This window comes from Deinococcus radiophilus, from assembly GCF_020889625.1.
Lineage (GTDB): Bacteria > Deinococcota > Deinococci > Deinococcales > Deinococcaceae > Deinococcus > Deinococcus radiophilus.
On record NZ_CP086380.1, the window covers coordinates 1029041 to 1055090 of the forward strand.

The 26050-nt window shown below is 62.3% G+C and carries 25 protein-coding genes; 12 read left to right on the forward strand and 13 right to left on the reverse strand.

The window, feature by feature from the left end:
- Nucleotides 1-5 precede the first annotated feature (5 nt).
- On the reverse strand, nucleotides 6-692 hold the full coding sequence (locus LMT64_RS05280; RefSeq protein WP_126350782.1) for a hypothetical protein: 687 nt from the start codon (nucleotides 690-692) through the stop codon (nucleotides 6-8).
- 66 nt (nucleotides 693-758) lie between these two features.
- Here LMT64_RS05280 and LMT64_RS05285 point away from each other — a divergent pair, with 66 nt between their 5' ends.
- Nucleotides 759-2795 carry a thioredoxin domain-containing protein gene (locus LMT64_RS05285; RefSeq protein ID WP_126350783.1) on the forward strand — a complete coding sequence of 679 codons (2037 nt, stop codon included), beginning with the start codon at nucleotides 759-761 and terminating at the stop codon, nucleotides 2793-2795.
- 75 nt (nucleotides 2796-2870) lie between these two features.
- Here the strand turns inward: LMT64_RS05285 and LMT64_RS05290 are convergent, their stop codons facing one another.
- Nucleotides 2871-3803 (reverse strand): carbohydrate kinase family protein, encoded by a 933-nt coding sequence (locus LMT64_RS05290; RefSeq protein ID WP_126350784.1) that lies wholly within the window; start codon nucleotides 3801-3803, stop codon nucleotides 2871-2873.
- A gap of 401 nt (nucleotides 3804-4204) precedes the next feature.
- Here LMT64_RS05290 and LMT64_RS05295 point away from each other — a divergent pair, with 401 nt between their 5' ends.
- From LMT64_RS05295 to LMT64_RS05305, 3 genes are all read left to right on the forward strand, one after another.
- Complete coding sequence (locus LMT64_RS05295; RefSeq protein WP_126350785.1) at nucleotides 4205-6019, forward strand: DEAD/DEAH box helicase; 1815 nt, start codon at nucleotides 4205-4207, stop codon at nucleotides 6017-6019.
- A 145-nt stretch (nucleotides 6020-6164) separates the two neighbouring features.
- Nucleotides 6165-6488, forward strand: coding sequence for a Uma2 family endonuclease (locus tag LMT64_RS05300; RefSeq protein ID WP_170165878.1), 324 nt, complete (start codon nucleotides 6165-6167; stop codon nucleotides 6486-6488).
- A gap of 46 nt (nucleotides 6489-6534) precedes the next feature.
- Nucleotides 6535-7293 carry an SDR family oxidoreductase gene (locus tag LMT64_RS05305; RefSeq protein ID WP_126350786.1) on the forward strand — a complete coding sequence of 253 codons (759 nt, stop codon included), beginning with the start codon at nucleotides 6535-6537 and terminating at the stop codon, nucleotides 7291-7293.
- A 72-nt stretch (nucleotides 7294-7365) separates the two neighbouring features.
- Here LMT64_RS05305 and acnA read toward each other — a convergent pair whose 3' ends face one another.
- From acnA to LMT64_RS05320, 3 genes are all read right to left on the reverse strand, one after another.
- The gene (gene acnA, locus LMT64_RS05310; RefSeq protein WP_126350787.1) at nucleotides 7366-10089 is read right to left on the reverse strand and encodes an aconitate hydratase AcnA; all 2724 of its coding nucleotides are present in this window, start codon (nucleotides 10087-10089) and stop codon (nucleotides 7366-7368) included.
- 156 nt (nucleotides 10090-10245) lie between these two features.
- Nucleotides 10246-11091, reverse strand: coding sequence for a 16S rRNA (adenine(1518)-N(6)/adenine(1519)-N(6))-dimethyltransferase RsmA (gene rsmA, locus LMT64_RS05315; protein ID WP_126350788.1), 846 nt, complete (start codon nucleotides 11089-11091; stop codon nucleotides 10246-10248).
- 30 nt (nucleotides 11092-11121) lie between these two features.
- Nucleotides 11122-11460 (reverse strand): hypothetical protein, encoded by a 339-nt coding sequence (locus LMT64_RS05320; RefSeq protein ID WP_126350789.1) that lies wholly within the window; start codon nucleotides 11458-11460, stop codon nucleotides 11122-11124.
- 118 nt (nucleotides 11461-11578) lie between these two features.
- Between LMT64_RS05320 and hspR the strand changes: the two genes are divergently transcribed.
- Nucleotides 11579-12265 (forward strand): heat shock protein transcriptional repressor HspR, fused homodimer type, encoded by a 687-nt coding sequence (gene hspR / locus LMT64_RS05325; protein ID WP_126350790.1) that lies wholly within the window; start codon nucleotides 11579-11581, stop codon nucleotides 12263-12265.
- Nucleotides 12266-12329: 64 nt separating this feature from the next.
- Here the strand turns inward: hspR and rocD are convergent, their stop codons facing one another.
- On the reverse strand, nucleotides 12330-13622 hold the full coding sequence (rocD, locus tag LMT64_RS05330) for an ornithine--oxo-acid transaminase (protein WP_126350791.1): 1293 nt from the start codon (nucleotides 13620-13622) through the stop codon (nucleotides 12330-12332).
- Nucleotides 13623-14096: 474 nt separating this feature from the next.
- Between rocD and cysS the strand changes: the two genes are divergently transcribed.
- Nucleotides 14097-15593 carry a cysteine--tRNA ligase gene (gene cysS / locus LMT64_RS05335; protein ID WP_126350792.1) on the forward strand — a complete coding sequence of 499 codons (1497 nt, stop codon included), beginning with the start codon at nucleotides 14097-14099 and terminating at the stop codon, nucleotides 15591-15593.
- A 296-nt stretch (nucleotides 15594-15889) separates the two neighbouring features.
- Nucleotides 15890-16498, forward strand: a complete 609-nt coding sequence (locus tag LMT64_RS05340) for a YcjF family protein (protein ID WP_126350793.1) — start codon at nucleotides 15890-15892, stop codon at nucleotides 16496-16498.
- A gap of 204 nt (nucleotides 16499-16702) precedes the next feature.
- Here LMT64_RS05340 and pfkA read toward each other — a convergent pair whose 3' ends face one another.
- The 5 genes from pfkA to LMT64_RS05365 form a co-directional block, all read right to left on the reverse strand.
- Nucleotides 16703-17743, reverse strand: coding sequence for a 6-phosphofructokinase (gene pfkA / locus LMT64_RS05345; RefSeq protein WP_126350794.1), 1041 nt, complete (start codon nucleotides 17741-17743; stop codon nucleotides 16703-16705).
- A gap of 36 nt (nucleotides 17744-17779) precedes the next feature.
- Nucleotides 17780-18625 carry a 16S rRNA (cytidine(1402)-2'-O)-methyltransferase gene (gene rsmI, locus LMT64_RS05350; RefSeq protein WP_229253410.1) on the reverse strand — a complete coding sequence of 282 codons (846 nt, stop codon included), beginning with the start codon at nucleotides 18623-18625 and terminating at the stop codon, nucleotides 17780-17782.
- A complete protein-coding gene (locus LMT64_RS05355; RefSeq protein ID WP_126350796.1) occupies nucleotides 18618-18848 on the reverse strand; it encodes a hypothetical protein in 231 nt (76 codons plus the stop codon). The genes rsmI and LMT64_RS05355 overlap by 8 nt, the downstream gene beginning before the upstream one ends.
- A complete protein-coding gene (locus LMT64_RS05360) occupies nucleotides 18845-19447 on the reverse strand; it encodes a hypothetical protein (RefSeq protein ID WP_229253411.1) in 603 nt (200 codons plus the stop codon). The genes LMT64_RS05355 and LMT64_RS05360 overlap by 4 nt, the downstream gene beginning before the upstream one ends.
- A gap of 212 nt (nucleotides 19448-19659) precedes the next feature.
- Complete coding sequence (locus LMT64_RS05365; protein WP_229253412.1) at nucleotides 19660-20073, reverse strand: hypothetical protein; 414 nt, start codon at nucleotides 20071-20073, stop codon at nucleotides 19660-19662.
- Between the two features lie 98 nt (nucleotides 20074-20171).
- On the opposite strand from LMT64_RS05365, the gene LMT64_RS05370 reads away from it, so the two are divergent.
- From LMT64_RS05370 to LMT64_RS05390, 5 genes are all read left to right on the forward strand, one after another.
- Nucleotides 20172-20603, forward strand: coding sequence for an acyl-CoA thioesterase (locus LMT64_RS05370; protein WP_229253413.1), 432 nt, complete (start codon nucleotides 20172-20174; stop codon nucleotides 20601-20603).
- A complete protein-coding gene (locus LMT64_RS05375; protein WP_126350798.1) occupies nucleotides 20600-21076 on the forward strand; it encodes an NUDIX hydrolase in 477 nt (158 codons plus the stop codon). Before LMT64_RS05370 ends, LMT64_RS05375 begins: the two co-directional genes overlap by 4 nt.
- Nucleotides 21077-21182: 106 nt before the next feature.
- A complete protein-coding gene (locus LMT64_RS05380) occupies nucleotides 21183-21869 on the forward strand; it encodes a BON domain-containing protein (protein ID WP_126350799.1) in 687 nt (228 codons plus the stop codon).
- A gap of 128 nt (nucleotides 21870-21997) precedes the next feature.
- Nucleotides 21998-22495, forward strand: a complete 498-nt coding sequence (locus LMT64_RS05385) for an OmpH family outer membrane protein (RefSeq protein ID WP_126350800.1) — start codon at nucleotides 21998-22000, stop codon at nucleotides 22493-22495.
- 84 nt (nucleotides 22496-22579) lie between these two features.
- On the forward strand, nucleotides 22580-22972 hold the full coding sequence (locus tag LMT64_RS05390; protein WP_126350801.1) for a carboxymuconolactone decarboxylase family protein: 393 nt from the start codon (nucleotides 22580-22582) through the stop codon (nucleotides 22970-22972).
- A 5-nt stretch (nucleotides 22973-22977) separates the two neighbouring features.
- Here LMT64_RS05390 and LMT64_RS05395 read toward each other — a convergent pair whose 3' ends face one another.
- The gene (locus tag LMT64_RS05395; RefSeq protein ID WP_126350802.1) at nucleotides 22978-25266 is read right to left on the reverse strand and encodes an endonuclease MutS2; all 2289 of its coding nucleotides are present in this window, start codon (nucleotides 25264-25266) and stop codon (nucleotides 22978-22980) included.
- Between the two features lie 70 nt (nucleotides 25267-25336).
- Nucleotides 25337-26020 carry a Crp/Fnr family transcriptional regulator gene (locus tag LMT64_RS05400; RefSeq protein WP_126350803.1) on the reverse strand — a complete coding sequence of 228 codons (684 nt, stop codon included), beginning with the start codon at nucleotides 26018-26020 and terminating at the stop codon, nucleotides 25337-25339.
- Nucleotides 26021-26050: the final 30 nt, after the last annotated feature.

Sequence of the window (26050 nt, forward strand, 5' to 3'; positions counted from 1 at the left end):
GGACGTCACGGAGTCCGGACAGCCGGAAGAAAGACCCCCCGCGCCGCGTCCCAGCGCAGGCGGTAAATAGGGAGCCGCGAAGTATGATCCCCGACGAAGACGGTGATATCGGTGCCTCGCTGCGGCAATTCCGGGTCCAGATACAGCTCACCGTTCTCGCCGGTCAGCCGGCGAAAGGCCAGCACCCGCGCCGAGGCGTCGGCCCGAACCGCGGCGGGGAGGGTGGGTTTCACCTCACTCCATGCCTGGGCACGGTAAGGAACCCCGATCTGCGAGAACTTCACGTCTTGCACGCAGCCACTGGCGTATCGGTGGGCATACAGGTCACTCGACCCGCAGGGCCAATCCCCACAGCCGGCCTTCTGGGATAAGTAGTTCCAGTCCAGCAGCAGCAGGCCGCGCCCGGCGCGGTCCCACCAGACGTCCAGCTGCGCCGTGTACTCGCCCCCTCTCCAGTGGGCGGACCAGCCCCGCTCATCTAGATCGGCCCCGCGCAGGTCACGCTGCAACAGGCAGTAAACGTCACCGTAACACTCTGTCCCACGGTCAGGGGTCAGCTGATCCGCCAGCCTCACCAGCTGGGCCAGCGTGGGCCGCGCCGGGCTGGAGGTGGATGCCTGCGCCGTTACGCCGCTGGGCCACACCAGTGAGGTCAGGAACAGCGCGGCCAGGGCCACCTTATATAGGTTCATGGCTGGAGTGTACCCCTCCCCCGCGGCACTCCATTTGCGCCCACGCTTCTCCTCTATGCTGCGCCTATGACCGATGCAACGTCCGGCCACAACCGCCTCGGCAGCGAGTCCAGCCCTTATCTGCGTCAGCACGCGGACAACCCGGTGCACTGGTGGCCCTGGTCCGACGCCGCCTTTGCCGAAGCCCGTGAGCGCGGCGTCCCGGTGCTGCTGAGCATCGGCTACAGCACCTGTCACTGGTGTCATGTGATGGCGCACGAGTCGTTCGAGAACGAACAGACCGCTGAGCTGATGAACCAGAATTTCGTGAACATCAAAGTCGACCGCGAAGAAAGGCCTGACGTGGACGGCATCTACATGGCAGCGACCCAGGCCATGACCGGCGCCGGCGGCTGGCCAATGACGGTCTTTCTCAACCATGACCGCCAGCCGTTCCACGCCGGGACCTACTACCCGCCGCACGAGGGGATGGGGATGCCTTCCTTCCACCGCATCATGGGGGCTGTGACCGATGCCTGGCAACACCGCCGCGCCGACCTGGACGCCAACGCGCAGGCCCTCACCGAGCATATTCAGGCCATGAGCGAGCCGCGCCGGGCTGCCCAAGAGTGGCCGTCCGATTTCTTGGAGCTGCCGCTGGAAATACTGCCGCAGGTCTTCGACCGCCAGTGGGGTGGTTTCGGGGGAGCGCCCAAGTTTCCGGCTCCCACCACGCTGGACTTTCTGCTGCAGTCCGGGGACGCGGGTGGGCAAGAGATGGCGCTACATACCCTGCGCCAGATGCTGCGGGGAGGCATCTACGATCAGCTGGGCGGCGGCTTTCACCGTTACTCGGTGGATGAGCGCTGGCTGGTCCCGCACTTCGAGAAGATGCTGTACGACAATGCCCAGCTGACCCGCACGCTGCTGGCGGCCTATCAAGTGAGCGGCGACCAGACCTTCGCTGACGCCGCCCGGGAAACCCTGACGTATCTGGAACGCGAAATGCGCCACCTAGCGGGCGGATTTCACTCCGCCCAAGACGCGGACACGGCGGGCGTGGAGGGGCTGACCTTTACCTGGACTCCCGCCGAAGTGGAAGCGGTGCTGGGCGAAGACGCCGCGTGGGTGGCCGAACATTACGGTGTGAACGAGCGCGGCAACTTCGAGGACCCACACCGCCGCGACGCTGGCCGCCGCACGGTGCTGTCCCAGGTGGGTAAGCTGAGCGCCGAACAAATGGAACGGTTGCCCGAGCTACGTCGCCGCCTGCTGACTGCCCGCGAGCAACGCCAGCAGCCCCACCGCGACGACAAGGTGCTGACCTCCTGGAACGGGCTGGTGCTGGCTGCCCTGGCCGACGCAGGCCGCATTCTGGGCGAGCGCCACTGGCTGGACCTGGCCCAACAGAATGCGGCGTGGGTACGCGGCACCATGCGTCAGCCAGACGGGACGCTGTGGCATACCTGGCTGGACGGTCAAGCGCCGGGGGTGGAGGGTTTACTGGAAGACCACGCCCTATACGGCCTGGGACTGGTGGCGCTGTACCAGGCGACTGGCGACCTCTCGTACCTGGAGTGGGCGCGGGAGCTATGGGACACCGTGCAGCGCGATTTCTGGGATGAGGACGCTGGACTGTTCCGCTCCAGCGGTGGGCGGGCCGAGCGGTTGCTGACCCGTCAAAGCAGCGCCTTCGACTCGGCCATCATCAGTGACAACGCGGCGGCGGCGCTGCTCGGCCTCTGGATGGACCGCTACTACGGCCTACCTGACGCTGCCGAACTGTCTAGGCGCACCATTGCGGCCCATATCAGCGAGATGGGTCAGGCACCTCACGGGATGGGCGGCCTCTGGCAAGCAGCGGCCCTGCTGGAAGCGCCGCATACCGAACTGGCCATCATCGGGACGCCCGCTGAACGGGACGCCCTGGAACGGGTCGCCGCCAAAGTTCTGCTGTCCTACGTGACGCTGGCCCCCGCCAACGCTCCAGCAGGGTTACCCGTGCTGGAAGGCCGCGAAGGCGGTGGCACCGCTTACCTGTGTGTGAACCGGGCCTGTCGGCTGCCTGTCCGTGACGCGGAGGCGCTGCGGGAGCAGTTGGAAGCGTTGACGGCGAATCGGTAACGAAAAAACCCACAGCAACCAGTGAATGCAAAAGCCCCAGCCTATCGCTGAAGCCGGGGCTTTTTATATTCAAACTTAGGCGGTATAGGGCGCCAAATCCTCCAGGGTGATATGACGGTCCTGCGCTCCCACGCGGGTAGCAGCCAGCCCTCCGGCGGCGTTGGCCATGCGGGCGGCGGCCTTGAGAGGCTGCCCGGTCATGACGGCGTGGGCGAACACAGCAGTAAAAGTGTCCCCTGCCCCGGTGCTATCGAGCGCTTCTTCATCGGCAGGCAATACGGCATCTACCAGCTCGGTTTCGCCGGGGGTCCAGACGATACAGCCCATCGCCCCCACCTTGACGGCCACCTGATGCAACCCTTCGTCAGCCAGGTTCGCCAGCGCCGCACTGATCGAAGAAGTCCCCGTGAGGGCCAGAATCTCATGCTGATTGAGGGTCAGGTAATCGGCCTGGGTCACATCGTCGATCAGGCCCCGCCCCGCCTTGTTCACCGCCCCAGTGCCCAGGTCAATAAACAGCGGCACCGGCTTTTTGGCCTTCTTGGCGTACTCCATGGCCTTGAGGGCATATTCACGCTGCGACCCCTCCACCAGACTGTAGGCGCTGATGATCAGGGCGTCCGACGTCTCGACATCTTTCTTCTTCAGCCGGCTCGGATTGAGGCAGCGGTTGGCCCCGCCTGAGCTGATCATGGTGCGCTGGCCGTCGGCGGTCTGCATCACGGTGATGGTGCTGGTAGACTCGTCCGCTTCGGTCTGAATGGCCGTTTCCGAGACACCGCTGCTGCGCACTTCGCTCAGAGCGTACTCGGCAAAAGGATCATCCCCCACGCTGGCGGCCAGGGTCACGTCATGGCCCAGTCGGGCGAGCGTGACCGCCATGGTGCCGCCTGATCCACCCGGCTGCATCACGGCCCGCAATGGGTGAACTTCGCGGCCAGGCGCCGGCAACTGTTCCAGATGATAAATATGGTCAACGTTCACGTCGCCAATCACAAAAAATTTCACGCAAGACCTCCTGGCCCGTTTCCCAAGTACGGTAGACCCGTCACAGCTTTACCGCCGCAGCGGCAGCACACGGCTTACAGACAAGCAGGCAATCAGGCTCTGGGAAAACGCATGCCCAATTTAGCACGGCCCTTTGAGGGACGGGTTTTTGCCTTCCACATTCACGCACTTTTCCCCTCTGTACAGAACCTGATAAAGTGTGCTAAGCTTCACGTCTTGACCTGGAGATCTGACGGCCCGTAGCGGCCCCTCCAGAAGAAGATGTCCCCCCACGGGAAAAGACCTGCGAAGATGGCCATGAGAAGGTAGAGACGGCCCCCACGGCGGGTTATTCGGCAGGCAAACGACACTGGGTTATTTGCTGTCCTTTGCGGGGAACACGCTTCGCGAAAGGATGACAAATGAACTTTAACGAACTGATCGCGCCCGCACTCGCGGCGCGCCTGGCCGAACGCGGCATTACCGAAGCCTCCCCTATTCAGGCCGAGAGCCTGCCCCATACCCTGGCTGGCCGTGACTTGATCGGCCGTGCCCGCACCGGGACCGGCAAAACCCTGGCCTTTGCCCTGCCTATCATTCAGAGCCTGGAGCCCAGCCGCGAGCGCTCCAGGCTGCCCCGCGCCATCGTGGTGGCCCCTACCCGCGAACTGGCCCGTCAGGTCGCTGCCGAATTCGAACAGACCGGACGCGAATTGAACGTGCTGACCGTGTACGGCGGCGCCGCTTACGGTCCTCAGGAAAACGCGCTGCGCCGCGGCACCGACGTCATCGTCGGCACCCCTGGACGCCTGATGGACCACATGGACCGGGGCAACCTGGACCTGAGCGCCGTACAGTTCGCGGTGCTGGACGAAGCCGACGAGATGCTAAGCGTGGGCTTTGCCGAGGCGATCGAGACCATCCTCAAGACCACCCCTAAAGAGCGTCAGACGCTGCTGTTCAGCGCGACGCTGACCCCCGAAATCCGCCGTCTGTCCAGCCGGTACCTCAACGACCCCTTGGTCGTGGACATGGTGGGCGAAGGCAAGAGCCAGGCCGCCCAGACCGTCGAGCACCTCAAGGTGCGCGTGGGCCGCAGCCGCACCCGGGTGCTGGCCGATCTGCTGACCGTTTACAACCCCGAGAAGGCGATTGTCTTTACCCGTACCAAGCGCGAGACCGACGAACTGGCCCTAGAACTGATCCACCGCGGCTTTGAGGCCGAGGCGCTGCACGGCGACCTGGCCCAGAGCCAGCGTGAACGTGCCCTGGGCTCCTTCCGCGCTGGACGCACCTCCATCCTGGTCGCCACCGACGTGGCCGCGCGTGGTCTGGACATCCCCGAAGTCGACCTGGTGGTGCAGTACCACCTGCCCCAGGACCCCGAAAGCTACGTCCACCGCTCGGGACGTACCGGCCGCGCCGGACGCAACGGAACCGCCATCATCATGTACGGCGACCGTGAGAACCGGGACATCAACGGCCTGGAACGCGTCACTGGTGTGCGCTTTACCGAGCGCCCCGTTCCGACTCCCCGCGAAGTACAGGAAGCTAGCGCCCGTGCCAGCGCCCAGATGCTGCGCCGGGTAGACGGTGATGCTGCGGCCATGTTCATGGACCAGGCCGAAGCTCTGCTGGACGAAATGGGTGCCGAAGCTCTGGCCCGCGCCCTGGCCAAGATCAGCGGCGTGACCGAGCCGCAAGCCCCCGCCAGCCTGCTGAGCGGTGAGGAAGGTCTGACCACCCTGATCCTGCACGGTGAGCGCATGAGCATCGCCCGTACGGTGGCCCTGATCGCCCGTCACACCGACGTGGACAGCCGTAAGCTGGGCAAGGTCCGTCAGTGGCGCGGTGGAGCCGTAGCCGACGTACCTACCCAGTATGTGGACGCCCTGATCAAAGCCAGCCCGCTGGACGGCGAAATCGGCGTAGAAGTCGCCCAGGAGTTGCCTGAATTGTTCGAGCAGCCCACCCGCGAAAGCCGTGACGGCGGACGTGGCGGACGCCGCTTCGACAACGAAGGTGATTTCCGCAGTGGGCGCGGTGGCAACCGGGGCGGCGGACGTTCCTCCTCCTTCGGTGACCGTGGTGGACGCGGCGGGGGCCGGGGCGGACGCGGCGGTGGACGCTTTGAAGGCCGTGAACGCGGCGGTACCGACCGTTTCGGCAATGACCGTGGTGGACGCGGTGGCCGCAGTGGTGGCCGCGACTTCAGCGACCGCGAATTCAAGGGCTGAGCTAAGTACAGCTAGAAATTGAGGACCGCTCTCTGTGATGGGGAGCGGCCTTTTTTGCAGGCTGCCTCCCGTGCCCAGGGCTGCCAGGTATACCAGAGCGATATGAAAGTACGGGTCACGCCCACCCGCTACCATTACCCTGACATTGTGGTGGGACGCGGTGGCGGCGAGGAACGACGACTACACCGAAACTGAGCCGTGCTTCATCGCCGAGGTATTGAGCGAAAGCACCCGCATGGCGGACCAGAACTCCAAAGCTGAGCGTCACCGAGAATTGCCCAGCTTGCAGGCCTATTTTCTGGTCCGCCGGGGGGTATCTGTCTGGCGCAGAGGAGGCGAAAGCTGGAGCTTTGAAGTGGTAGGGGAGACATTTGAATTGTCCTGCCCGTCCGTAACTCCTACCCTTGCCGACCTGCATGTCGGCATCAACTTCCGAGGCGTCCTTCTTGGCCCTATTCAGTTAGGATAGCCTGACGGTGCAGCGTAGCTACCATGTCCATGCATCTGGAGGGAATATGGAAAAAGTTCTGGTTACGGGCAGTACAGGTGTTCTGGGACGCCAGCTTCTCGCGGCGTTGCAGGATGGGGGAAGAGAGGCCGTAGGGTTTAGCCGTACACCCCAGCGCGGTAGCTTGGCTGGCGATTTGCTTACGGGGAGAGGGGTACAAGAGGCGTTATCCAGCGTGCATACTGTGATTCACGCAGCGACCAACCCAAAGAGGGCCTTAGATGACTTGCAAATGGGCCAGAATCTTTTAAATGCGTGTCAGCGCAGTGGAGTGCAGCATTTTATATATGTCAGCATCGCAGGAGTAAACTATTCAGGCGGATATGATTACTACCGTAGTAAGTTTGCGGTAGAGAGACTTGTGGAACGGGGCAGCATCCCCTATACCATCCAACGGGCCACCCCATTCCATGAGTTTGCTGCGCTTCTGCTCAGAATGTTGCGTTTTGGTCCCCTGCAATTTGTGCCGCAGGGAGTCAACTTGCAACCTGTAGAGGCCGCAGCAGTGGCAGCGGAAGTGGCCCATATCGCGTGCGGTGATGCACAGGGCCATCCTCCCGACCTTGCCGGGCCAGAGATTATGAGTCTGGAAGAATGTGCGCGGTTAGCAGGTTATAGGCCTGTAGTACTACCTATTCCACATCCAGCATTCCGCGCCATGAGGCAGGGGGCGCTCATGGCAGACAGGCCAAAAGTCATCGGTGGTAGTTGGGAATCCTGGTTGGCTGCAAATGTTGGCCAACCCGACCCCCATAACTTCCGTTAGAAATAGGTGGTGAAAAGCCCCGCCCAGTTTCCCAGGCGGGGGTTTCTCGCTAGCTCAATCTAAAGCTTGGGCTTACGCCTTCACTTCGTCCTTGCTACGGGCGAGGATGGAGCGCAGCACGGTTTGCAGGATGCCACCGTTCTTGTAGTAGTCGATTTCCACCGGAGTGTCGATGCGGCACTGCGCGGTGATGCGGCGAGTGTTGCCGTCCTTATCCGTCAGCTTGACCGTCACGTTCTGACGCGGCTTCAGGTCGGCGGGCAGTTCAATGGTGAAGGTCTCGTCGCCCGCAATGTTCAGGTTTTCGGCGTTTTCACCACCCACAAACTGCAGTGGCAGCACGCCCATGCCCACCAGGTTGGAGCGGTGGATGCGCTCGTAGCTCTCGGCAATCACGGCCTTGACACCCAGCAGGAAGGTGCCCTTGGCGGCCCAGTCACGGCTGGAGCCCATGCCGTAGTCCTTACCAGCAATGACGACCAGGGGGGTGCCAGCGGCCTTGTAGTTCTGGGCAGCGTCGTAGATGCTGCTGACCTGGCCGGTGGTGAAGTCGGTGGTGTAACCGCCTTCGGTGCCGGGGGCCAACTGGTTCTTGAGGCGGATGTTGGCGAAGGTGCCACGGGTCATCACGCGGTCATTGCCACGGCGGCTGCCGTAGGAGTTGAAGTCCTTGGGCTCCACACCACTCTGAATCAGGAACTGACCAGCGGGGGTATCCGCCTTGAAGCTGCCGGCGGGGCTGATGTGGTCGGTGGTCACCGAGTCGCCCACCATGACCAGAGCGCGTGCTCCCTCAATGCTGGCGATGTCGCGCAGGCCGCCCGCGATGTCCTCGAAGAAAGGCGGGTTCTGGATATAGGTACTCTCCGGGTTCCAGTCGTACAGCGCGCCTTCCGATACGGGAATGGCATTCCACTGTTCATTGCTCTGCTCGATACCGTCGTAGATCTTCTTGAACATGTCCGCGTTGATAGCGGTGTCATAGATCTGCTGGATTTCGGCATTGCTGGGCCAGACATCCTTCAGGAATACGTCGTTCCCGTCTGCGTCTTGGCCAATCGGGTCATTAACGATGTCGTTCACGACCGTGCCGGCCAGCGCGTAGGCCACGACCAGGGGCGGGCTGGCCAGGTAGTTGGCCTTGATGTGGGGATTAATGCGTCCCTCGAAGTTGCGGTTGCCCGACAGCACGCTGGCCGCGACCAGGTCACCCCCCGTGATGGCGTCCACCACCGGCTCGGGCAGGGGGCCGGAGTTGCCGATACAGGTCATGCAGCCGTAGCCCACGGTATTGAAGCCGATCTGGTCCAGGTAGTTCTGCAAACCGGCTTGCTCCAGGTACTCGGTCACCACGCGCGAGCCGGGAGCCAGCGAGGTCTTGACCCAGGGCTTGACTTTCAGGCCACGCTCCACAGCTTTCTTGGCGACCAGGCCAGCGGCGATCAGCACGCTGGGGTTGGAGGTGTTGGTGCAGGAGGTGATGGAGGCCAGCGTCACCGCGCCGTGACCGATTTGCAGGTCGGTGCCGGTGATGGTGCCCTTGTTCTCCAGCTGGTCCTCGCTCAGCTCGAAGCCGCGCTTGCTCACAGGAGCGGTCAGTGCCTGGGCGAACTCGGTGTGCAGGGCGCTCAGGTCCACGCGGTCCTGAGGGCGCTTGGGCCCGGCCAGGCTGGGTACGATGGTGCCGAGGTCCAGTTCGATGGTGTCGGTAAAGACAGGATCGGGCGTCGCGTCGGTGCGGAAGAGGCCCTGGACCTTGCAGTACTGCTCCACCAGCTCCACCTCGTCCTCCAGGCGGCCGGTGCGGCGCAGGTAACGCAGCGCTTCGTCATCCACCGGGAAAAAGCCCATGGTCGCGCCGTACTCGGGGGCCATGTTGGCGATGGTGGCGCGGTCAGGCAGGGTCATGTTGCTCAGGCCGGCGCCGTAGAACTCCACGAACTTGCCGACTACGCCTTTTTCGCGCAGCATCTGGGTCACGCGCAGCGCCAGGTCGGTGGCGGTGGCACCTTCAGGCATCTCACCCGTGATCTTGAAGCCCACCACTTCGGGCATCAGCATGTAGATGGGCTGGCCCAGCATCACGGCTTCGGCCTCGATACCGCCCACGCCCCAGCCCACGATGCCCAGGCCGTTGATCATGGTGGTGTGCGAGTCGGTGCCCACCAGCGAGTCGGGGTACACGACCACGCCGTCGTCTTCGGGGCGGCTCTGCACGCCTTTGGCGAGGTACTCCAAGTTGACCTGGTGCACGATGCCCGACGCGGGCGGCACCACGCCGAAGTTGTCGAAGGCCTGCTGGCCCCAGCGCAGGAACTCGTAGCGCTCGCGGTTGCGCTCGAACTCGATGTCCATGTTGCTTTGCAGCGCCCATTCGGTACCGAACACGTCCACCTGCACCGAGTGGTCGATGACCAGGTCCACCGGAATCAGTGGGTTGATCTTTTCAGGATCGCCGCCCACGGCTTTCATGGCTTCACGCATGGAGGCCAGGTCCACCACCGCAGGCACACCCGTGAAGTCCTGCAGGATCACGCGGGCGGGCTTGAAGGGGATTTCCAGTTCTTCATTCTTGGGCGACCAGCCGGCCACCGTTTCCACGTCTTCGCGGCGTACATCGTAGTCGTTGGCTTCGCGCAGCACACTCTCAAGCAGCACCTTGATGCTGAAAGGCAATGCGTCCACGTTATGGCCCAGTTCTTTGAGTTTGTCCAGGCTGTAGTAGTACAGCTTCTGTCCAGCGTGTTCGCCCAGTTCGCGGCGGGCATCAAACAGATTCTTCGCAGTATCGGCCATGCAGTCTCGTCTCCTTTTCCCCAGGTTGGATGTGGCTTTGGTGGGGTATGGACCTATGATAGCGGGGAGACAGCCAAAAGCCCGTAACGGAGCGGGTCACGGGCTGCAAATTTTGTAACCCCTACAGGGACAACGGGCGTAGATGACGTAAATGGATCAGTCTACGCCCAGCGCGTCGGCCACTTGCCGCATCTGCGCCAGTGGGACGGCCTCGGCGCGGACATCCGGGCGCAGTCCAGCCGCCAAAATCGCTTCCTCTACTCGCTCTACGGGATGCCCGGCCATCTTGAGGTTGTTCCGCAGCGTCTTACGGCGGTGGTGCAGGGCATCGTCAATCAGGCGGATGTAGGCTTCGCTGGGCTGGGGACGGTCACGGTCAAAATCCAGACGCACCACCGAACTGGTCACGGCGGGCGCAGGGATAAACGAGCCTTTGGGCACATCGCGCACCGGCTTGACCGTGCCATACAGGTGGGCCAGCGCGGTCAGAAAACCATAGTTGTCGTCTCCTGGCTGCGAGGCTAACCGCTGGGCCACTTCCTTCTGCACCAGCACGCTGGCCGAAACGATGTTGGGGGCGCGCATAAAGCGGGACAGCAGCGGCCCGGTAATGTAATAGGGCAGGTTGGCGATGACCCGCGTCCCCGGCGGCACCGAGGCGTAGTCAAACTCCAGCGCGTCCCCCCAGACGATGTTCACATCCAGCCCGTCCAGCGTTTCTTCCAGCACCGGGCGCAGGTTCTGGTCTTTTTCCAGGGTAGTGACGTGGGCGCCTCGCTCGGCCATCTCACGGGTGAGGACGCCCAGACCGGGACCAACTTCCAGCACGCTTACTCCAGGCCCTGCGCCACCTGCTTCGGCAATGGCCCGCAGGATATTGCCGTCAATCAAAAAGTTCTGCCCCAGGCTCTTGGTAGGCCGCAGGCCATGCCGGGCCAGCAGATCCTTCACACGGGCGGGCGAGTACAGCGGCAATGCAGCGTCTTTTAGCTCATCGGTCATTCGGCTTCCACTGTACCGCCTGGGGTCAGCTTAGCGGGCGTTGATCACGCTGCGCCGCCCACCCAGCAGCATGACTTCCGCCTGCATAGGAGTACGCTCCGGGTACACCACGCAGCTCTGCACCGTCTGGGGCGGGGCCTGGTTCAGAATCTCTTGGCAGGTCGGCTCGGCCCCCGCAGCAAACTTCAGCGTGTCTGCTGCCGCCAACGCCTGTTGCGCGTAGGCCCGTCCATCTTTGCCCCGGCTAAGCAGCAGTGCCGTGAAGCTGCCCACCAGCAGTAGAAACAGCAGCGCCACGAAGCCCAGGTATTTCCAGGGGTTGAAACGGGCATTCGGCGGTGCAGGCGTGGCGGAGGGTTGAACAGACATGGAAATCAGTCTGGCATAGAGGCTGTAGACAGAAAACCTCCCCTGCCTCCCTGAAAGACAACGCAACCCTGACAGCGCCGCACTGAGACAATCTGACCCCTGCGCTATACTGCCGCCCATGCCCGCCGATACCCGCACCAAACCCGTTTACGTCATCTCGGTGGCGGCGGAACTGGTGGACATGCACCCACAGACCCTGCGCCTTTACGAACGCAAGGGTTTGATCAAGCCGGGCCGCAGCGGCGGCAAAACCCGGCTGTACTCTGAGCGCGACATTGAGCACCTGCGCGAAATCCGGCGGCTGACCCAGGAATTGGGTGTCAACCTGGCCGGCGTAGAAGAAGTGATGCGCCTGCAGCATGAGCTGGACGACCTGCAGGGCGAATTTGAGGCCGAGATTGAGCGAATCGAGGACGAGATTCGCTCGCAGCAGCAGAGCAAGGCCCTCCCCGCTCCCGACGATCCCAAGGACCGCCCAGTCTATGTGATCTCTATTGCCGCCGAACTGGTGGACATGCACCCACAGACCCTGCGGCTGTATGAACGCAAGGAACTGATTCGCCCGGGCCGCAGCAGTGGCAAAACCCGGCTGTACTCTGAGCGCGACATTGACCACCTGCGCGAAATCCGGCGGTTGACCCAGGAATTGGGTGTCAACCTGGCTGGCGTGGAAGAAATCATGCGGCTGCGCCAAGAATTGGACGGCGCACGCTCACGCATGGAAGGCAACGTGCGCCGTATCCAGCAGGACATCACCGACCGGATGACCTCGTGGCGTGAATTGCCCGCGCCGGAAGATGAGTGAGGCCGAGTTGCTCCAAGCAAAAGCGCCGCCAGCCTGAGCCAGCGGCGCTCCCAGTTACACCTGCTTAAATCTGCTCGACGTGTTCAGGGTGGTTGATCTCCTGCATCGGGACGTCATTGCTGTCTCCCTGACCCTCAAAATCCTTCAGGGTCTGGATGATGATGTCTACACCGCGCATCAGGTCTTGTTCGCTGATGACCAGTGGCGGCGCAAAGCGGATGATGTTGCCGTGGGTGGGCTTGGCCAGCAGGCCGCGCTCGGCCATCTTCAGGCAGATGTTCCAAGCGGTGTCACTGTCCTCGTGATCGTTGATCACGACAGCGTTCAGCAGCCCCTTACCACGCACCAACTTGGCGATGTGGCTGCTCTGCACATATTCGTCCAGGCGGGCACGGAACTGCTGCCCCAGGGCCTCGGCGCGCTCGGCCAGGCCTTCTTCCTCCGCCACCTTCAGCGCGGCTACCGCCACCGCAGCAGCGACGGGATTCCCACCAAAGGTACTGCCATGCTGACCGGGTTTGATCACGTTCATCACAGCGTCGTCGGCCAGGACCGCGCTCACGGGATAAACCCCGCCGGACAGCGCCTTGCCCAGAATCAGGATGTCGGGCTTGATATCTTCGTGATCTACGGCCAGGCGGCGGCCCGTGCGGCTGATACCAGTCTGCACCTCGTCCGCGATAAACAGCGTGCCGTACTCCTCGCACAGCGCTTTGGCTCCGGCCAGGTAGCCATCGCTGGGCACGTATACGCCCGCCTCACCCTGGATTGGCTCCACCAGGAACCCAGCCACATTTCCCTTATTGGCTTCCAGTGCCGAGCGCAGCGCGTCCAGATCGTCGTAGGGAATCCGCACGAAGCCGTCCGTGAAGGGGCCGAAGTTCCGGCGGGCATTCTCATCGTTCGAGAAAGAAACGATAGTGGTGGTGCGTCCGTGGAAGTTGTTCTCGCAGACAATAATCTGGGCACTGTTCTCAGGAATGCCGCGCACCTCGTAGGCCCATTTACGGGCCAGTTTCAAGGCCGTTTCTACTGCTTCGGCCCCAGTGTTCATGGGCAGCATCTTGTCGAAGCCGAAATACTCGCACACGAACTTCTCGTAGGGACCCAACCGATCGTTGTAAAAGGCGCGGCTGGTCAACGTCAACGTCTGCGCCTGCTCGGTCATGGCCGCAATGATCTTGGGGTGGCAGTGCCCCTGGTTTACGGCGGAATAGGCTGACAAAAAGTCGAAATACTCTTTGCCGTCCGTATCCCAGACCTTGGCTCCCTGGCCGCGGCTCAGGACAACGGGCAGGGGATGATAGTTGTGGGCACCGTACTGGTCTTCCAGGGCGATGTAATCTTGTTGGTTCATGGGGCCTCCTTGGGATTCCGGGCTGTGACCAGTGGGCCCAGCCGCAGATGTCCAGGCTGATACGCCAGCCTTGCGCAGGCTCAGCATAACGCCTGGGCAGTGGCTTGATTATCTGCCACCTGGCTTTGTCGGCCACCCTCCCGCAGAGCCACTTCGCCGTTCTTTCTTACCAGGAAACATCAGCCTTACCGCATGGCACTGTGGTCTTGCCCCCGCAAGAGCCGAAGATTTGTACTCCGCCAGTCAGGTTCACCCTGTGACTTCATCTCTGCGACCAGGTCAATCAGCCAAGCATTCCGCTATATCCCAGGTGCGCTACACTACCCGTATGACTGCCACCTGTTGCCCCCAGTAAGCGGAGCCGCCTGATTGGCTGACCCGCGCCTTTTTCCATGACCGGAAGACAGGCGCGGGTCTTTCTTTTGAAATCAATACACCGCCCTGTCAACTTCCCTACCGCCCACAAGGAGCACCATGACCCAGCCGGAAAAGACCAGCCCAGCCCGCATCCCTGACCCCGACATTTTCCTGTACGACACCTTGCAGCGTCAAAAAGTCCGCTTTGAACCTACGTCGCCGGGCCGGGTAGGCTTTTATCTGTGTGGGCCGACGGTCTACAGTGACGCGCACCTGGGCCACGCCAAGGCCAACGTCGCCTTCGACGTGGTGCGGCGAACCTTCGAGCACTTCGGGTATAGCGTGCGCTTCGTCAGCAACATCACGGATGTAGGTCACCTCCAGAACGACTCGGACGACGGCGAGGACAAGTTGCTGGCCCGCGCCCGGCTGGAGCAACTCGAACCGATGGAAGTGGCCGACAAGTACTTCTGGTCGTTCTCGGACGATATGCGGGCGCTGAATGTCAAGCGTCCCAGCATCAACCCCCGCGCCACTGGGCACGTGCCAGAGCAGATCGCGCTGATTGAGGAACTGATCGCACGCGGTCACGCCTACGAATCGGCGGGCAGCGTATATTTCGACGTTCGTTCCTGGCCAGAGTATGGCAAGCTGTCGGGCCGCCGTCTGGACGAGCAGGCCGAAGGGACCCGCGAAGCCGTGCGGGAGGAAAAGCGCGATCCGCGTGATTTTGCCCTCTGGAAACGGGCCGAAAGTGGCCACATCATGCGCTGGGACTCGCCGTGGGGCACAGGTTTTCCTGGCTGGCACATCGAATGCTCGGCCATGAGCCTCAAATATCTGGGCGAAGGCTTCGACATTCACGGGGGCGGTTTGGACCTGCAATTCCCCCACCACGAGGCGGAAATCGCCCAGGCCGAAGCGGCGGGCCACCCTTTTGCCCGTTACTGGATGCACAACAACATGCTGACCATCGGCGGCGAGAAAATGTCCAAATCCAAGGGCAACTTTACGACGATTGCCGATATCTTGAAGCGGCATGACCCGGCGGTGGTGCGCTTCTTACTGATCAGCAGTCACTACCGCTCGGTCACGGAGATGAACGAAGAGGCCTTTGCGGCAGCGGCCAGCGGCTATGCGCGGCTGACTGGCACATTGCAGGCCATTGAACGGGCCCTAGAAGAAGCCCCTGCTGGCGCAGCGGACCGTCAGGATGAAGGTCTGGTGGCCAAGATTCGGACCCATGTCCAGGCCTTTGAAGACGCCATGCGCGACGACTTCAATACCCCCAAGGCCGTCGCAGAACTTTTCGGCCTAAGCAGCTTGATGAACACAGCGCTGAACAGTGGAACCGTGGCCACTGCTGCTCTGGAAGAAGGCCGCCGGGCCTTTACAGAGCTGGGAGGCGAAGTCCTGGGACTGTTCACTCAAAGTGAAACGCCGAATGAAGACAGCGCAATGCTCGTGGAAACACTTATGGAACTGGTTCTACAGGCCCGTCAAAGTTACCGTTTGAATAAACAATACGCTGACGCCGACCGCCTCCGCGATACGCTGAGCAGCGCGGGAATCAGTATCGAAGATACCAAAGAAGGTGTGCGCTGGAAGCGGTAATTTCTACAGGCGGAAGTCTCTGAGAAGTGCGGTTATCAAACCTTAATGATGTATGGCCGTCTATAGTTGTTAGATCTCTGTAACCTGGCTTCGATATTCTGGCTTTGAGCGGTGAAGCCACCCTCATTCTTACCTCCAAGGCCGCGCACCTTCCCCCCCTGAGCGCGGTCTTGTTTTTTTGTCTCCACCCTCCGCAACTGGGCCTCCTGCCGGGTCAGTGCCGCGTAACAAACGCAAAGGAAGAGTCAATCCCCATCTTCTGAGGGCGGCGCAGGCCAGTTGCTACACTGCAACGCATGTTGCCGCCAATTGTCAGTCAGATTATGGACAACTTCAACTTCGATGTTGACCCCACACTCAGCCGTGAGGAGAACGCCGAAGAAGTGATCAAAAGTGCCGCGCTGCTCTCAGGCGCCGTGTCCATTGAGCCACTGCCCTTTGCCGATATGCTGATCCTGACTCCTTTGCAGGCCAAGATGGTGCTGCACATCGGGAAGATTTACGGCTTTGACATCACCCCGGAGCGCTCCAGTGAGATTGCCCGTGAACTGGGGGTCACGGTGGCTTACGGCATGGCCGCCCGGCAGTTTATGCGGGGAATGGCCAAAATCGCACTGCCAGTGGTGGGCGGCGTAGTCACGGCCCCACTGGTCTACGGCTGGACGTTCGCCCTGGGCCGCATGGCTCAGACCTACTTTGAGCGCAAGATTGATGGGCTGCCTTTCCAGGCTGAAGAGCGCGCGCAGGTGGTGCAGGAAGCCAAGCAGCAAAGCCGCCGGGTGCTGCCCAGCAGCCAGGACTTCAGTGAATTGGCCGAGGAACTGCGCCGCCGCGCCCGTGAACGTGAACAGGGCAGTTCATCGGCACCCAAGGACATTGATCAGTCCCAGGACCGCCAGCACTAAGACTCAACCTTCCTCTATTTGGATCTCCGAAGAAAGAGCGCCCTGGGTTTCAGCTCAGGGCGCTCTTTCTTGGTCGGAAGTACTGCTGGTGAGGCGTACATACTGGCGCGAAACTGTCATGGAGACTGAGCGTCTTTCTCCAGACAGGTCGAAGGGGGTAGGGCCATGTACCCACTTCCCTATTCACCAGACAGGAAACCTAGATCAGATACTCAGCAGTTTAGCGGTGTCGTACTGAGTGTCGGTGACATCCTTGCGGCGGGTCCAGGTGTGCTCAAGGGGCACGAAGTTCAGCATATGGCCCACTTCCCCCACCATGACGTCACTGCGACCAGCCATCAGCGCCTCGGTGGCCGCGCGGCCCAGGACTGAGGCCAGCACCCGGTCACGGGCCACTGGGCTGCCCCCGCGCTGGATATGCCCCAGAATACTGACACGCGTCTCCTCACCGATTCGCTCGTTAATGGCCGACGCTGCACCTTCAGCGCCACCCGGAAAGCCCTCCGCCACAATGATGATGGAGCTGGTTTTGCCACGCTTGATACTGCGCTGCACTTCATCGGCCACCGCTTCCAGATCAGCTGGGCGCTCAGGCACCAGCACTTCCTCAGCGCCTCCGGCCAGCGCCACCTCTACCGCGATATGACCGGCATGACGGCCCATCACTTCGATCACGAAGATGCGTTCGTGGCTGGCCCCAGTGTCACGCAGCCTATCCACCGCGTCCAGTGCGGTCTGCACTGCCGTGTGGTACCCAATGGTATAATCCGTGCCGTACAGGTCGTTGTCGATGGTGCCGGGAACCCCTATCACCCGAATGCCGTACTCCTGCGCCAGGAGATGAGCCCCCTGGAACGAGCCGTCACCACCGATAACCACGAGGCCGTCCACCTCCCAGTGTCGGAGATGCTCCGCCCCCTGTGCGCGTCCCTCTGGGGTCATCCACGCCTGACTGCGGGCCGTCAACAGCCGGGTTCCACCCCGTTGAATGATGTTGGCGACATCCCGTGGCCCGATCAGGCCCATTTCTCCGTCATGCAAGCCATTGAAACCCCGGCGAATGCCGACCGTTTCCAGGCCATGAAAGGCGGCAGTCCGTACCACGGCGCGCACCGCCGCATTCATGCCAGGCGCGTCTCCCCCACTGGTCAGCACCCCGATGCGCCGGAGCCCAGCCACGTTCTCCACCTGCAGATTCTTGGCCTGCCGCTCGCCGGATAGATCTAGGTCATTTGGCGTGGTCATGCCTGACAGCTTACGTGATGAACTGCTGGGGCAGCGTCAGGATTCACGCAGGCGCAGGGCCAGGGCGTAAGCATCGTTCTTACTCAGGCCCCGCTCCATCAGGGCAGCACGCAGGTCACGGGTACTCAGGCCCTGTCCGGCCAATTCCGCAGCCAAAGTCTCCGGGTCAGGCCCAGCGCTGGCCTGCTCGGCACGGTCTGCCCCCGCCACCACCACCACGATTTCACCACGGACACCTTCTGCGAAGTGGGCTGCCAGGTCCTGCAAGCTGCCCCGGCGGGTTTCCTCGTAGCGCTTGGTCAGTTCGCGGGTTACGCTGGCCTGGCGGTCTGGGGAACAGGCCTGGGCCAGATCACTCAGGGTGGCCCCCAGGCGGTGGGGGCTTTCGTACAGCACACTTGTTTCGGTGCGGACCGCAATGGCTTCCAGGCGTTCGCGGCGCTCGCGGCCCGAGCGCGGCAGAAACCCTTCGAAGGTAAAACGGGCGGTCGGCAGGCCTGAAAGCACCAGCGCTGGGACAAAAGCTGTCGCTCCCGGCAGGACTTCAACAGCCAGCCCACGTTCCAGGGCAGCCTGGAGCAGTTCAGCTCCCGGATCGGAGATTCCAGGTGTGCCTGCATCGCTCACATAGGCCAGGCGTGGATACTGCTCCAGCACCTGCGGCGCACGGTACATGGTGTGGGCATCCAACCGCACCAGGGGCCGCTTGAGGCCCAGATGTTGCAGCAGTACCCCAGTGCGGCGAGTGTCCTCACAGGCGACAGCATCGGCGTTGCGAAGTACCTCAACCGCCCGGTAGGTTATGTCACCCAGGTTACCCACTGGGGTCGGCACCAGCCACAGTTGCCCAGCTTCTGGCCCGTTCTGTTCCGAATCAGCCACCTTGCTTGCCACCCTCCCGCCACTTTGTGGTCCGGCGGAAGGTCATGCCAGACAGTGGCCCTAGGGAGACCCGCACACGCCGTCCCTGCCGCAACCAGTGCAGCAAGGTAGCCAGCAACAGCTCCGGCTCACCGACCGTCACCGTGACTTGCGTACCCTCGGGCAGCTCGGCGTCCTGCAACTCGACTTTGCCATTCTTGACGACTCCCCGGTAAGCCCTCATACGTTTCCTCCTGACTGCTGTTCCTGATCCGTCTGTGGCTGAGTGGTGTTTAGCAGCACAGACTGATCACCCATCCCCTGAGCTGAGCCCACCTGTACAACCTGCTGGGGCTGCGCCGCTGGCCGCTGTGCCACCTCTTCACGGTGGGCGGCCTGCAACTCACGCACCGGAGGCCGCGCCGGGTCTTCACGCTTGAAGCGCCAGCGATCCGCAGAAGACAGGGCTTCTTTGAGGGCCATGATCTCGGCGTCCCTGGCTCCGGCCAGTTGCGAATAACGGTCAATCACTTCGGCAGCTTCACGCCTGCGCCCCCGCTGAAGCAGCATCAGCGCGAGATGCTGGCCGCCCAGATGGTACGCCGCCGCGTCACTGGGACGCTCGGAAACTTGTTGACGGGCCAGGGTCAGCTGATCGGCCCGCACCCGCTCCAGCGACACGCGCCAGCGCACGAAAGCCGCGGCCACCACAAAGACCAAGATGGTCCACAGCGCTGCTGCCGCCGTCCCAGCAGCCAGGCCCAGCGCCTCTCCCAGCCGCACCAAGATCGGAAAGGCGAAAGACAGCAGTACCATAACCGCCAGTAACGCCGCGTAATTCATATCGCTCCTGCGCAGCAACCTGTGACAGCACAGCGCTCCTGCTTCAGCTGACAGGGGCTTCTCCTGCCCGGTTCTGGTCGCCCCATGGGCCACACACCTTCGCTCACCCCAATACTTTACTGCACACCCCTTTGGCCAAAGCGAACTCCTCAGGTGTTGATCAGGGATCACCGGACCACAGATCATCCCTGAGTCATCCCTGAGACTCCAGCTCACTCCAGGACGTATTTTTCGCCTTCTCGCAGCTGCACGCCACTCAAGTTGTCCCGGCGCAGAATCACGTTGCGGCGCCAGGGCACCCATTCGGTATAGCCCTCAGCAGAGCGGAGGTAGCCGCGCAGCCCGACTTCCGCTACCCGGACTGGCCCAGCCAGCCAGCCAGCCAGCACCGGGCGCAGTTCGTCCCAAGGGGGTGGCGGCCCAGTCAGCCGCAGCGAAGGGACCTCGCCGGGCTGGTCAGGGCGAGCATAGGGCTCGGCAGTCAGGCCTGGTAGCGCTCGGACCAGCGCCAACGCCTGTGCACGCGGCAGCGGCTGAGCGAAAGTCAGGTGCATATCCAGATCAAAGCCACGTACGCCTTTCTGTGGAGGACTGGGGGGCATGGTTCCCGGCTGGTCAGCGGTCATACGCTTAGGCTAACAGAGGGGCATTGGCCTGAACCAAGGGGGGCATTTTGTCTGGTGCAACCTTGTTCTGATCCCACAGGCACGGCATGATACAGGGCATGTCCGCCACCGAGTTTCCCGCCTCCCTCACCTCTCTGCGGGTTCGCTACGCTGAAACCGATGCGATGGGGGTCGCCCATCACGCCGTGTATCCAGTGTGGTTCGAGGTGGGCCGCAGTGACCTGATGCGCGCCGCTGGCCTCAGCTACGCCGAGATCGAAAAGCAGGGCTATTATCTGATGCTGACCGACCTGGGCGTGAACTATCGCCGCGCGGCCCGGTACGAGCAGGAATTGACGCTGCACACCCGCGTGGAGGAAGTGCGCTCACGGACCCTGCGCTTCGGATATGACCTGTTCGGCTCCAGCGGCGACCCCGTAGCGAGTGGTCATACCTCACACATCGTGACTGACCACAATTACCGTCCTCAACGCCTACCAGAACATCTGCTGGTGGCCCTGCAAGGGCAAGCGGGGGAGGCACAAGCATGAGCTGGCTGTCCGAGACCCTGCCGATCAAGCGGGCCAGCCATGTGTATCTGGTCCAAGGTGATCAGCTGCTGCTGGTGCAGGAAAAAATGGATGATGGCAGCATCTTTTACGGCTTGCCTGGCGGTAAGGCCCGGCCCGGCGAGAGCCTGGCGGCGGCAGCCGAGCGTCAGGTGCGCCAGGAAACCGGACTGACCATCTCGGAGCTGAACTTCGTCAGTCTGCTGGAAGGCGAAATCCTAGCTGGCACACCACACGCTTGCTTCGCCAATTTCGGGCGGTTTACGGCTCAGTTCACCGGAGAATTGATGCCCACCGATCCGGAAGTGGTCGGCGTCAGTTGGGTCCCATTGGGACAGGTGGAGAACCTGATGCGCTACGGCCCGCCGCCAGAGTGCGAGGAGCGATCACCACTGATCTGGCTTCCTACACGTGATTTTGTACGGGGTCAGCCTCGCTCCTACTACCCGATCTGAGCCACTGGTTCCAGCCACTGGACCGCACCGAGCCAGAACTTTGAAGTCCACTTATAATGTGATGCACCGCAGGTTTGGGGCCTTGCTTGCTCTCATACTGGAGCCCATGTGGCCATTTGGAAAGAAAACGGCTGATCGCGTTCAAGAAGCGATCAAAGGCAATAAGCAGCTCAGCTCCCTCGGCCTGAATGTGGCGGAAAAGGGCGGCACGGTGACTTTGACAGGCATGGCTCCTTCACAGGCACATGTCAACCTGGCCCGGATCGTGGCTGAAGGCGTCAACGGCGTCAAGAGCGTGAATGTCTCGGGCATTCAGGTGAATGCTCCAGCCAAGGCAGCTCAGCCTGCCGATCAGACCAAGGTAGAGAAGGAAACCAAGGAGATCGAGGACAGCAGCAAGGTCGCCAAGGAAGTCCTGGGCGCTTTGCGCGGCAACGCCGAGCTGAAAGATGATCCTATTGACGTGCTGCAAAGCGGCAACAGCGTGATCCTGCGCGGCGTGGTAGACAGTGACCACGAACTGCGTCTGGCTGAGCAGCTCGCCCGTGGCGTGACTGGCGTGGCCGGTGTAGACGTGAGTGGCCTGAAGGTTCACGAAGGTGCCAAACAACTGGCCAAAGAAAAAGACGACGAAGGCGAAACCGTCTATACCGTCAAAGCTGGTGACTCTCTCAGCGCCATTGCACAGCGTTACTACGGCGACATGAGCCAGTACCACAAGATCGCCAAATACAACAACATCGCTGATCCCGACAAGATCGATGTGGGTCAGAAGATCCGCATTCCTGCCTAAGAGCGTAACCCCCCAGAATCTTCGCCGCCCCCACCCTGATGTGGGGGCACATTTTTTTGGCTCTGATTCACAGATTGGCGTCAGGTCTGGTTCATGCCACTCAGAATCCAGCGTGCTACTTTGCAGGCATGAACAAAGCCGCCAAAGTTCTTCTTCCCCTTTCCGCTGTCGCTGCGGTTGCCGCTGCAACCGTGGTTCCCAGTGCCCAGACTCCAGCACAGAAGGTCGGCTTTGTAGATGTGGACCGTGTGTTTGCCGCGCACCCTCAGGCCACGGCCATCAACAGTCAGATCAAAACCATTGAGGGACGCGCCAACACCGAACTCGGCGCCCTGCGTCAGCAGATGATCACCATCGCCGAGAAGGGCAACAGTGCCACCCCTGCTGAACGTCAGCAACTCAGCCAGCTGGAAACCACTTTCCAGTCCAAGTTCGAGAGCTACAGCAAGCAGATCGCCCAGCAGTCGGCCCCGATTGAGAGCGCCGTAGACGCTGCCATCTCCAAGGTCGCCAAAGCCAACGGCTACAGCGTCGTGATGGACCGCAAGGTCGCTGCCCAGGGCCTGGTGGTCTTTGCCGAAGAGAGCAACGACATGACCAACGCTGTGATCAGCGCAGTTAAATAACGGCTCAGTTCTGAAGATCTCCCCTGTCCAAGTGGCAGGGAATTTTTTTGGTAGGCAGCCAGCAGATGCTCTAGCGTAAATCCCATGAGCGAATCTGAGCCTTCCCAGTCTGCCCGTGCCACTGTCTTCGGATCCCAGGAGGACCGAATTCTGAAGCGCTTGGAGGGGTTAGACCCCGACCTGATGGCCTATATCCGTGACTTTGCCTACGGCACGGTGTATGAGCGGCCTGGCCTGGACCTGCGCACCAAGGAGCTGATCGCCTGCGCCCTGCTGACCAGCCTGGGCAGCCCCGCAGAGTTGAAAACTCACCTGCGGGGTGCAGTCCAGGCCGGAGCCACACCCCAGGAGGTCCGCGAGACATTGCTGTTCTGCGTACCATATCTGGGCTTTCCACGTGTGGTGGCCGCAATGAGTCAACTGGCTGAACTGGAAGCAAGTCGGGCGGCCAACACGCCAGAAGCTGAGTCAGCCTAGCCCAGCTACATTTTCACATTCACGATGGTCACGCCGTGTCCGCCCTGATTCGCTTCGGCGTCGTGGAAGCTCTCGACCCGCTTGTCGGTCTTGAGGTAGTCGCGCAGCAAGCGGCGCAGCACGCCCTGACCTTTGCCGTGAACCACCCGCAGTGGTGATTCCTTAAGGGCATGTGCTTCGGTGATGGCCTGGCGCAACTCCTCTTCGGCCTCGGCCACCCCCAGGCCACGCAGCTGAATCTCGCGGTCGAAGGCCCGCTTGCGGACCGTCCCAGTAAAGCGGGGGCCACCACCCGACTTTTTCTCGGGGACTTTGAGGCGCACGTCGCGGCGCCGCACCGAGACTTTCATCAGGCCCAGTTGCACCACCAGCTGATCGCCGCGCATTTCCAGCACCTGCCCGGATGCGCCATAGGCTGGAACAGTCACATCGCTGCCCACCTGAATCGGGTCGCCGCGCTCCTGGGGAGGTGTCAGCGGCTTGGGCCGGGCCTTTTGCGCGGCGTGGCGCAGATCCCGCAACTCCTGCATGACCCTAGGGCGTGCTTCCACATCCTGGGCACGGCGGCGCATCCGGCGCACGTTCTCAGCGGCGTCGGCGTACAGGGCCTCGGCTTTCTGAGCAGCCTCGGCCAGCAACTCGTCACGGCGCTGCTCCAACTGCTCGCGCTCATACTGCGCGCGGCTCAGGGCCGCTTCAGTCTCACGGCGCGCTAGGCTGGCCGCTTCCAGTTGCTCGGCCAGTTCGCGGCGTTCCTGCTCTATCCCGATCAGCATCCGCTCCATCAGTCCTGCCTCTGGCCCCAGCACGTCCTCAGCACGGGTCAGCACCCCGCGCGGCAGGCCCATGCGCCCAGCGATTGCCAGCGCATAGGAGCGCCCCGGCTGCCCGACTTGGAGCCGGTAGGTCGGAGACAGCGTGGCCACGTCAAAGCCCATGCTGGCGTTTTTCAGGCCTGGCGTTTCCAGCGCAAACAGCTTTAGCGGCGACAGGTGTGAGGTGATGATTCCCCGTGCATCTTGCGCCAGCAATTGCTCAATAATCGCCTGCGACAGCGCCGCACCTTCTTCAGGATCGGTGCCGGACCCCAGCTCGTCCACCAGAACCAGGGTATCTGGCCCGGCGTGGTCCAGGACCTCACGCAAGTGTTGCAAGTGGCTGGCGAACGTGCTGAGAGAAGCTTCAATGCTCTGCTCGTCCCCGATGTCCACCAACACGTCCGACACCACTGGCAGTTCGGCGTGATCAGCCGCCACATACATACCGCACTGGTTCATCAGTACGGCCACCCCCAGCGTCTTGAGGGTCACGGTCTTGCCGCCCATGTTGGGACCGGTAATCAGCAGCAAACGGGTATCGCCCAGTGAGATGTTGTTGGACACCGCCCCGGCGATCAACGGATGGCGGGCGGCCTGCAGCTCGTAGCGGCCCTCTGGCGACGGCTCGGCGCGGTTCAGCCGCCAGTCGCGGGCCAGGGCGGCCTTGGCAGCGATCAGATCCAGCTCAGCGACCGTGTCCAGCGTCATCACGACAGCGTCATCTGAGGCCAGCAGGCCCGACAGCTCGGTCAGGATGCGGCGCACTTCGGCTTCTTCATCCAGGCGCAGGCGAGTCAGCTCATTGTTCAGGCTGGTCACGGCGGCAGGTTCCACGAAATACGTCTGTCCGGTGGCCGAAGCGTCCACGATAATCCCGTCCACCTGCCCTACCCGGCTGGCCTGCACCGGCAGCACGTAGCGGTCACGGCGCAGCGTCACAATGTTCTCTTGGAGGACGTCGGACCACTTTTCCAGGGTGCTTTGCAGGCGGTCACGGATGCGGCCCTGCAGCGGCTCGATGCGGCGGCGCAGATCCCGCAGGCGGGGGCTGGCTTCGTCGCGCAACTCGCCCTCGCGGGTCAGTGAGGACAGGTAGCGACTGACCAGCAGCGAGTGGTCACCCAGGCCCAGCGCCACCTCACGCAGCGGGCCACGTGAATTGGCGGCAATGGCCCGCCGCACCGTCATGGCTCCATCCAGCGAGTAGGCGACTTGTAGCAATTCCGGGCCACCCAGCACCCGTCCTTCAGCGGCGCGGGCGTGGAGGTCACGAATGTCGAAGATGCCACCCAGCGAGAGGCTGACCCCGAAGAGCGCGTCTTCCACTTCGTTCAGCTCGCGTGCAATCCGCCCGGCATCACTGCTGGGCTGCAGCGCCAAGCAGCGTTCCACCCCCAGGGCGGTGGCGGCACGCTGGGAGAGGGCCGCACGCACCTGGGGAAAGTCAAGGGCTGTCAGAGCAGAGTCCGCAAACATCGCCCGGTATCTTATCAGCGGTCCCCAGCCCCCGCCTGTGCCAAATGGCTTATTTCAGGGTCAGAGCTGCTCAGTCCCCTTCGGGATCAAAGGCGACCAGGGCATCGGGTTGCAGGAGATGTAAGCGGCCATCATTCATACTGAGCAGGCCCCGCGTCTGAAAGCGCTTGAGCGAACGTGACACGGTTTCACGGCTGGTGGCCATGCGCTCCATCAGCTCTGCATAGCCCAGCGGCAGAATGTGGGCATCGGCCAGGCCAGCCTTGAGGCGCTGTGCGTAAAGACCGCTTACGACATGCACCAGTGCGGCGTCGGTAGAGTGGCCCGCAGCGATCAGCTCGTCGTTCAGATCACAGACACGCTGGGCCAGAATACTGGCGAGGTTCCATAGCAGTGTGGGGTCACGCCGGGCAATCACCTCCAGGTGAGGACGGTGCAGCGCCAGCGTGGTGGTGGGCATCGTGGCAGTGACGGTAGCGCTGCGCTCACCGCCCAGAAGCAGGGCCGTCTCGCCCACCAGGTCGGGGGCATACAGTTCACTGACCGTCCGCTCCAGTTGCCCGCTGCCCAACCGCGAAATACGGACTGCGCCGGAGGTCAGCAGGTGCAGCAGCTCGCCGCCCCGGTCCTGCGTGAGCAAGACTTCACCAGGTGCATACTGGTAAGCGACCGCCACCCGCGCCACTTCACGAATAGCTTCTTCGCCAGCGCCAGCAAAAAGTGGGTTCTGGCGCAGTTTTTCTGCAACGGACATCCTCTGTAGTGTACTGAGGACACCTTACAA

Coding starts and splice junctions, on each gene's coding strand:
- LMT64_RS05380 (WP_126350799.1), top strand. CDS start 21,183: ATGTGGCCATTTGGAAAGAAAACGGCTGATCGCGTTCAAGAAGCGATC.
- LMT64_RS05355 (WP_126350796.1), bottom strand. CDS start 18,848: ATGAGGGCTTACCGGGGAGTCGTCAAGAATGGCAAAGTCGAGTTGCAG.
- pfkA (WP_126350794.1), bottom strand. CDS start 17,743: ATGACCACGCCAAATGACCTAGATCTATCCGGCGAGCGGCAGGCCAAG.
- LMT64_RS05375 (WP_126350798.1), top strand. CDS start 20,600: ATGAGCTGGCTGTCCGAGACCCTGCCGATCAAGCGGGCCAGCCATGTG.
- LMT64_RS05365 (WP_229253412.1), bottom strand. CDS start 20,073: ATGACCGCTGACCAGCCGGGAACCATGCCCCCCAGTCCTCCACAGAAA.
- rocD (WP_126350791.1), bottom strand. CDS start 13,622: ATGAACCAACAAGATTACATCGCCCTGGAAGACCAGTACGGTGCCCAC.
- cysS (WP_126350792.1), top strand. CDS start 14,097: ATGACCCAGCCGGAAAAGACCAGCCCAGCCCGCATCCCTGACCCCGAC.
- LMT64_RS05295 (WP_126350785.1), top strand. CDS start 4,205: ATGAACTTTAACGAACTGATCGCGCCCGCACTCGCGGCGCGCCTGGCC.
- rsmA (WP_126350788.1), bottom strand. CDS start 11,091: ATGACCGATGAGCTAAAAGACGCTGCATTGCCGCTGTACTCGCCCGCC.
- LMT64_RS05370 (WP_229253413.1), top strand. CDS start 20,172: ATGTCCGCCACCGAGTTTCCCGCCTCCCTCACCTCTCTGCGGGTTCGC.
- LMT64_RS05360 (WP_229253411.1), bottom strand. CDS start 19,447: ATGAATTACGCGGCGTTACTGGCGGTTATGGTACTGCTGTCTTTCGCC.
- acnA (WP_126350787.1), bottom strand. CDS start 10,089: ATGGCCGATACTGCGAAGAATCTGTTTGATGCCCGCCGCGAACTGGGC.
- LMT64_RS05320 (WP_126350789.1), bottom strand. CDS start 11,460: ATGTCTGTTCAACCCTCCGCCACGCCTGCACCGCCGAATGCCCGTTTC.
- LMT64_RS05340 (WP_126350793.1), top strand. CDS start 15,890: ATGTTGCCGCCAATTGTCAGTCAGATTATGGACAACTTCAACTTCGAT.
- LMT64_RS05390 (WP_126350801.1), top strand. CDS start 22,580: ATGAGCGAATCTGAGCCTTCCCAGTCTGCCCGTGCCACTGTCTTCGGA.
- LMT64_RS05385 (WP_126350800.1), top strand. CDS start 21,998: ATGAACAAAGCCGCCAAAGTTCTTCTTCCCCTTTCCGCTGTCGCTGCG.
- LMT64_RS05400 (WP_126350803.1), bottom strand. CDS start 26,020: ATGTCCGTTGCAGAAAAACTGCGCCAGAACCCACTTTTTGCTGGCGCT.
- hspR (WP_126350790.1), top strand. CDS start 11,579: ATGCCCGCCGATACCCGCACCAAACCCGTTTACGTCATCTCGGTGGCG.
- LMT64_RS05395 (WP_126350802.1), bottom strand. CDS start 25,266: ATGTTTGCGGACTCTGCTCTGACAGCCCTTGACTTTCCCCAGGTGCGT.
- LMT64_RS05285 (WP_126350783.1), top strand. CDS start 759: ATGACCGATGCAACGTCCGGCCACAACCGCCTCGGCAGCGAGTCCAGC.
- LMT64_RS05280 (WP_126350782.1), bottom strand. CDS start 692: ATGAACCTATATAAGGTGGCCCTGGCCGCGCTGTTCCTGACCTCACTG.
- LMT64_RS05305 (WP_126350786.1), top strand. CDS start 6,535: ATGGAAAAAGTTCTGGTTACGGGCAGTACAGGTGTTCTGGGACGCCAG.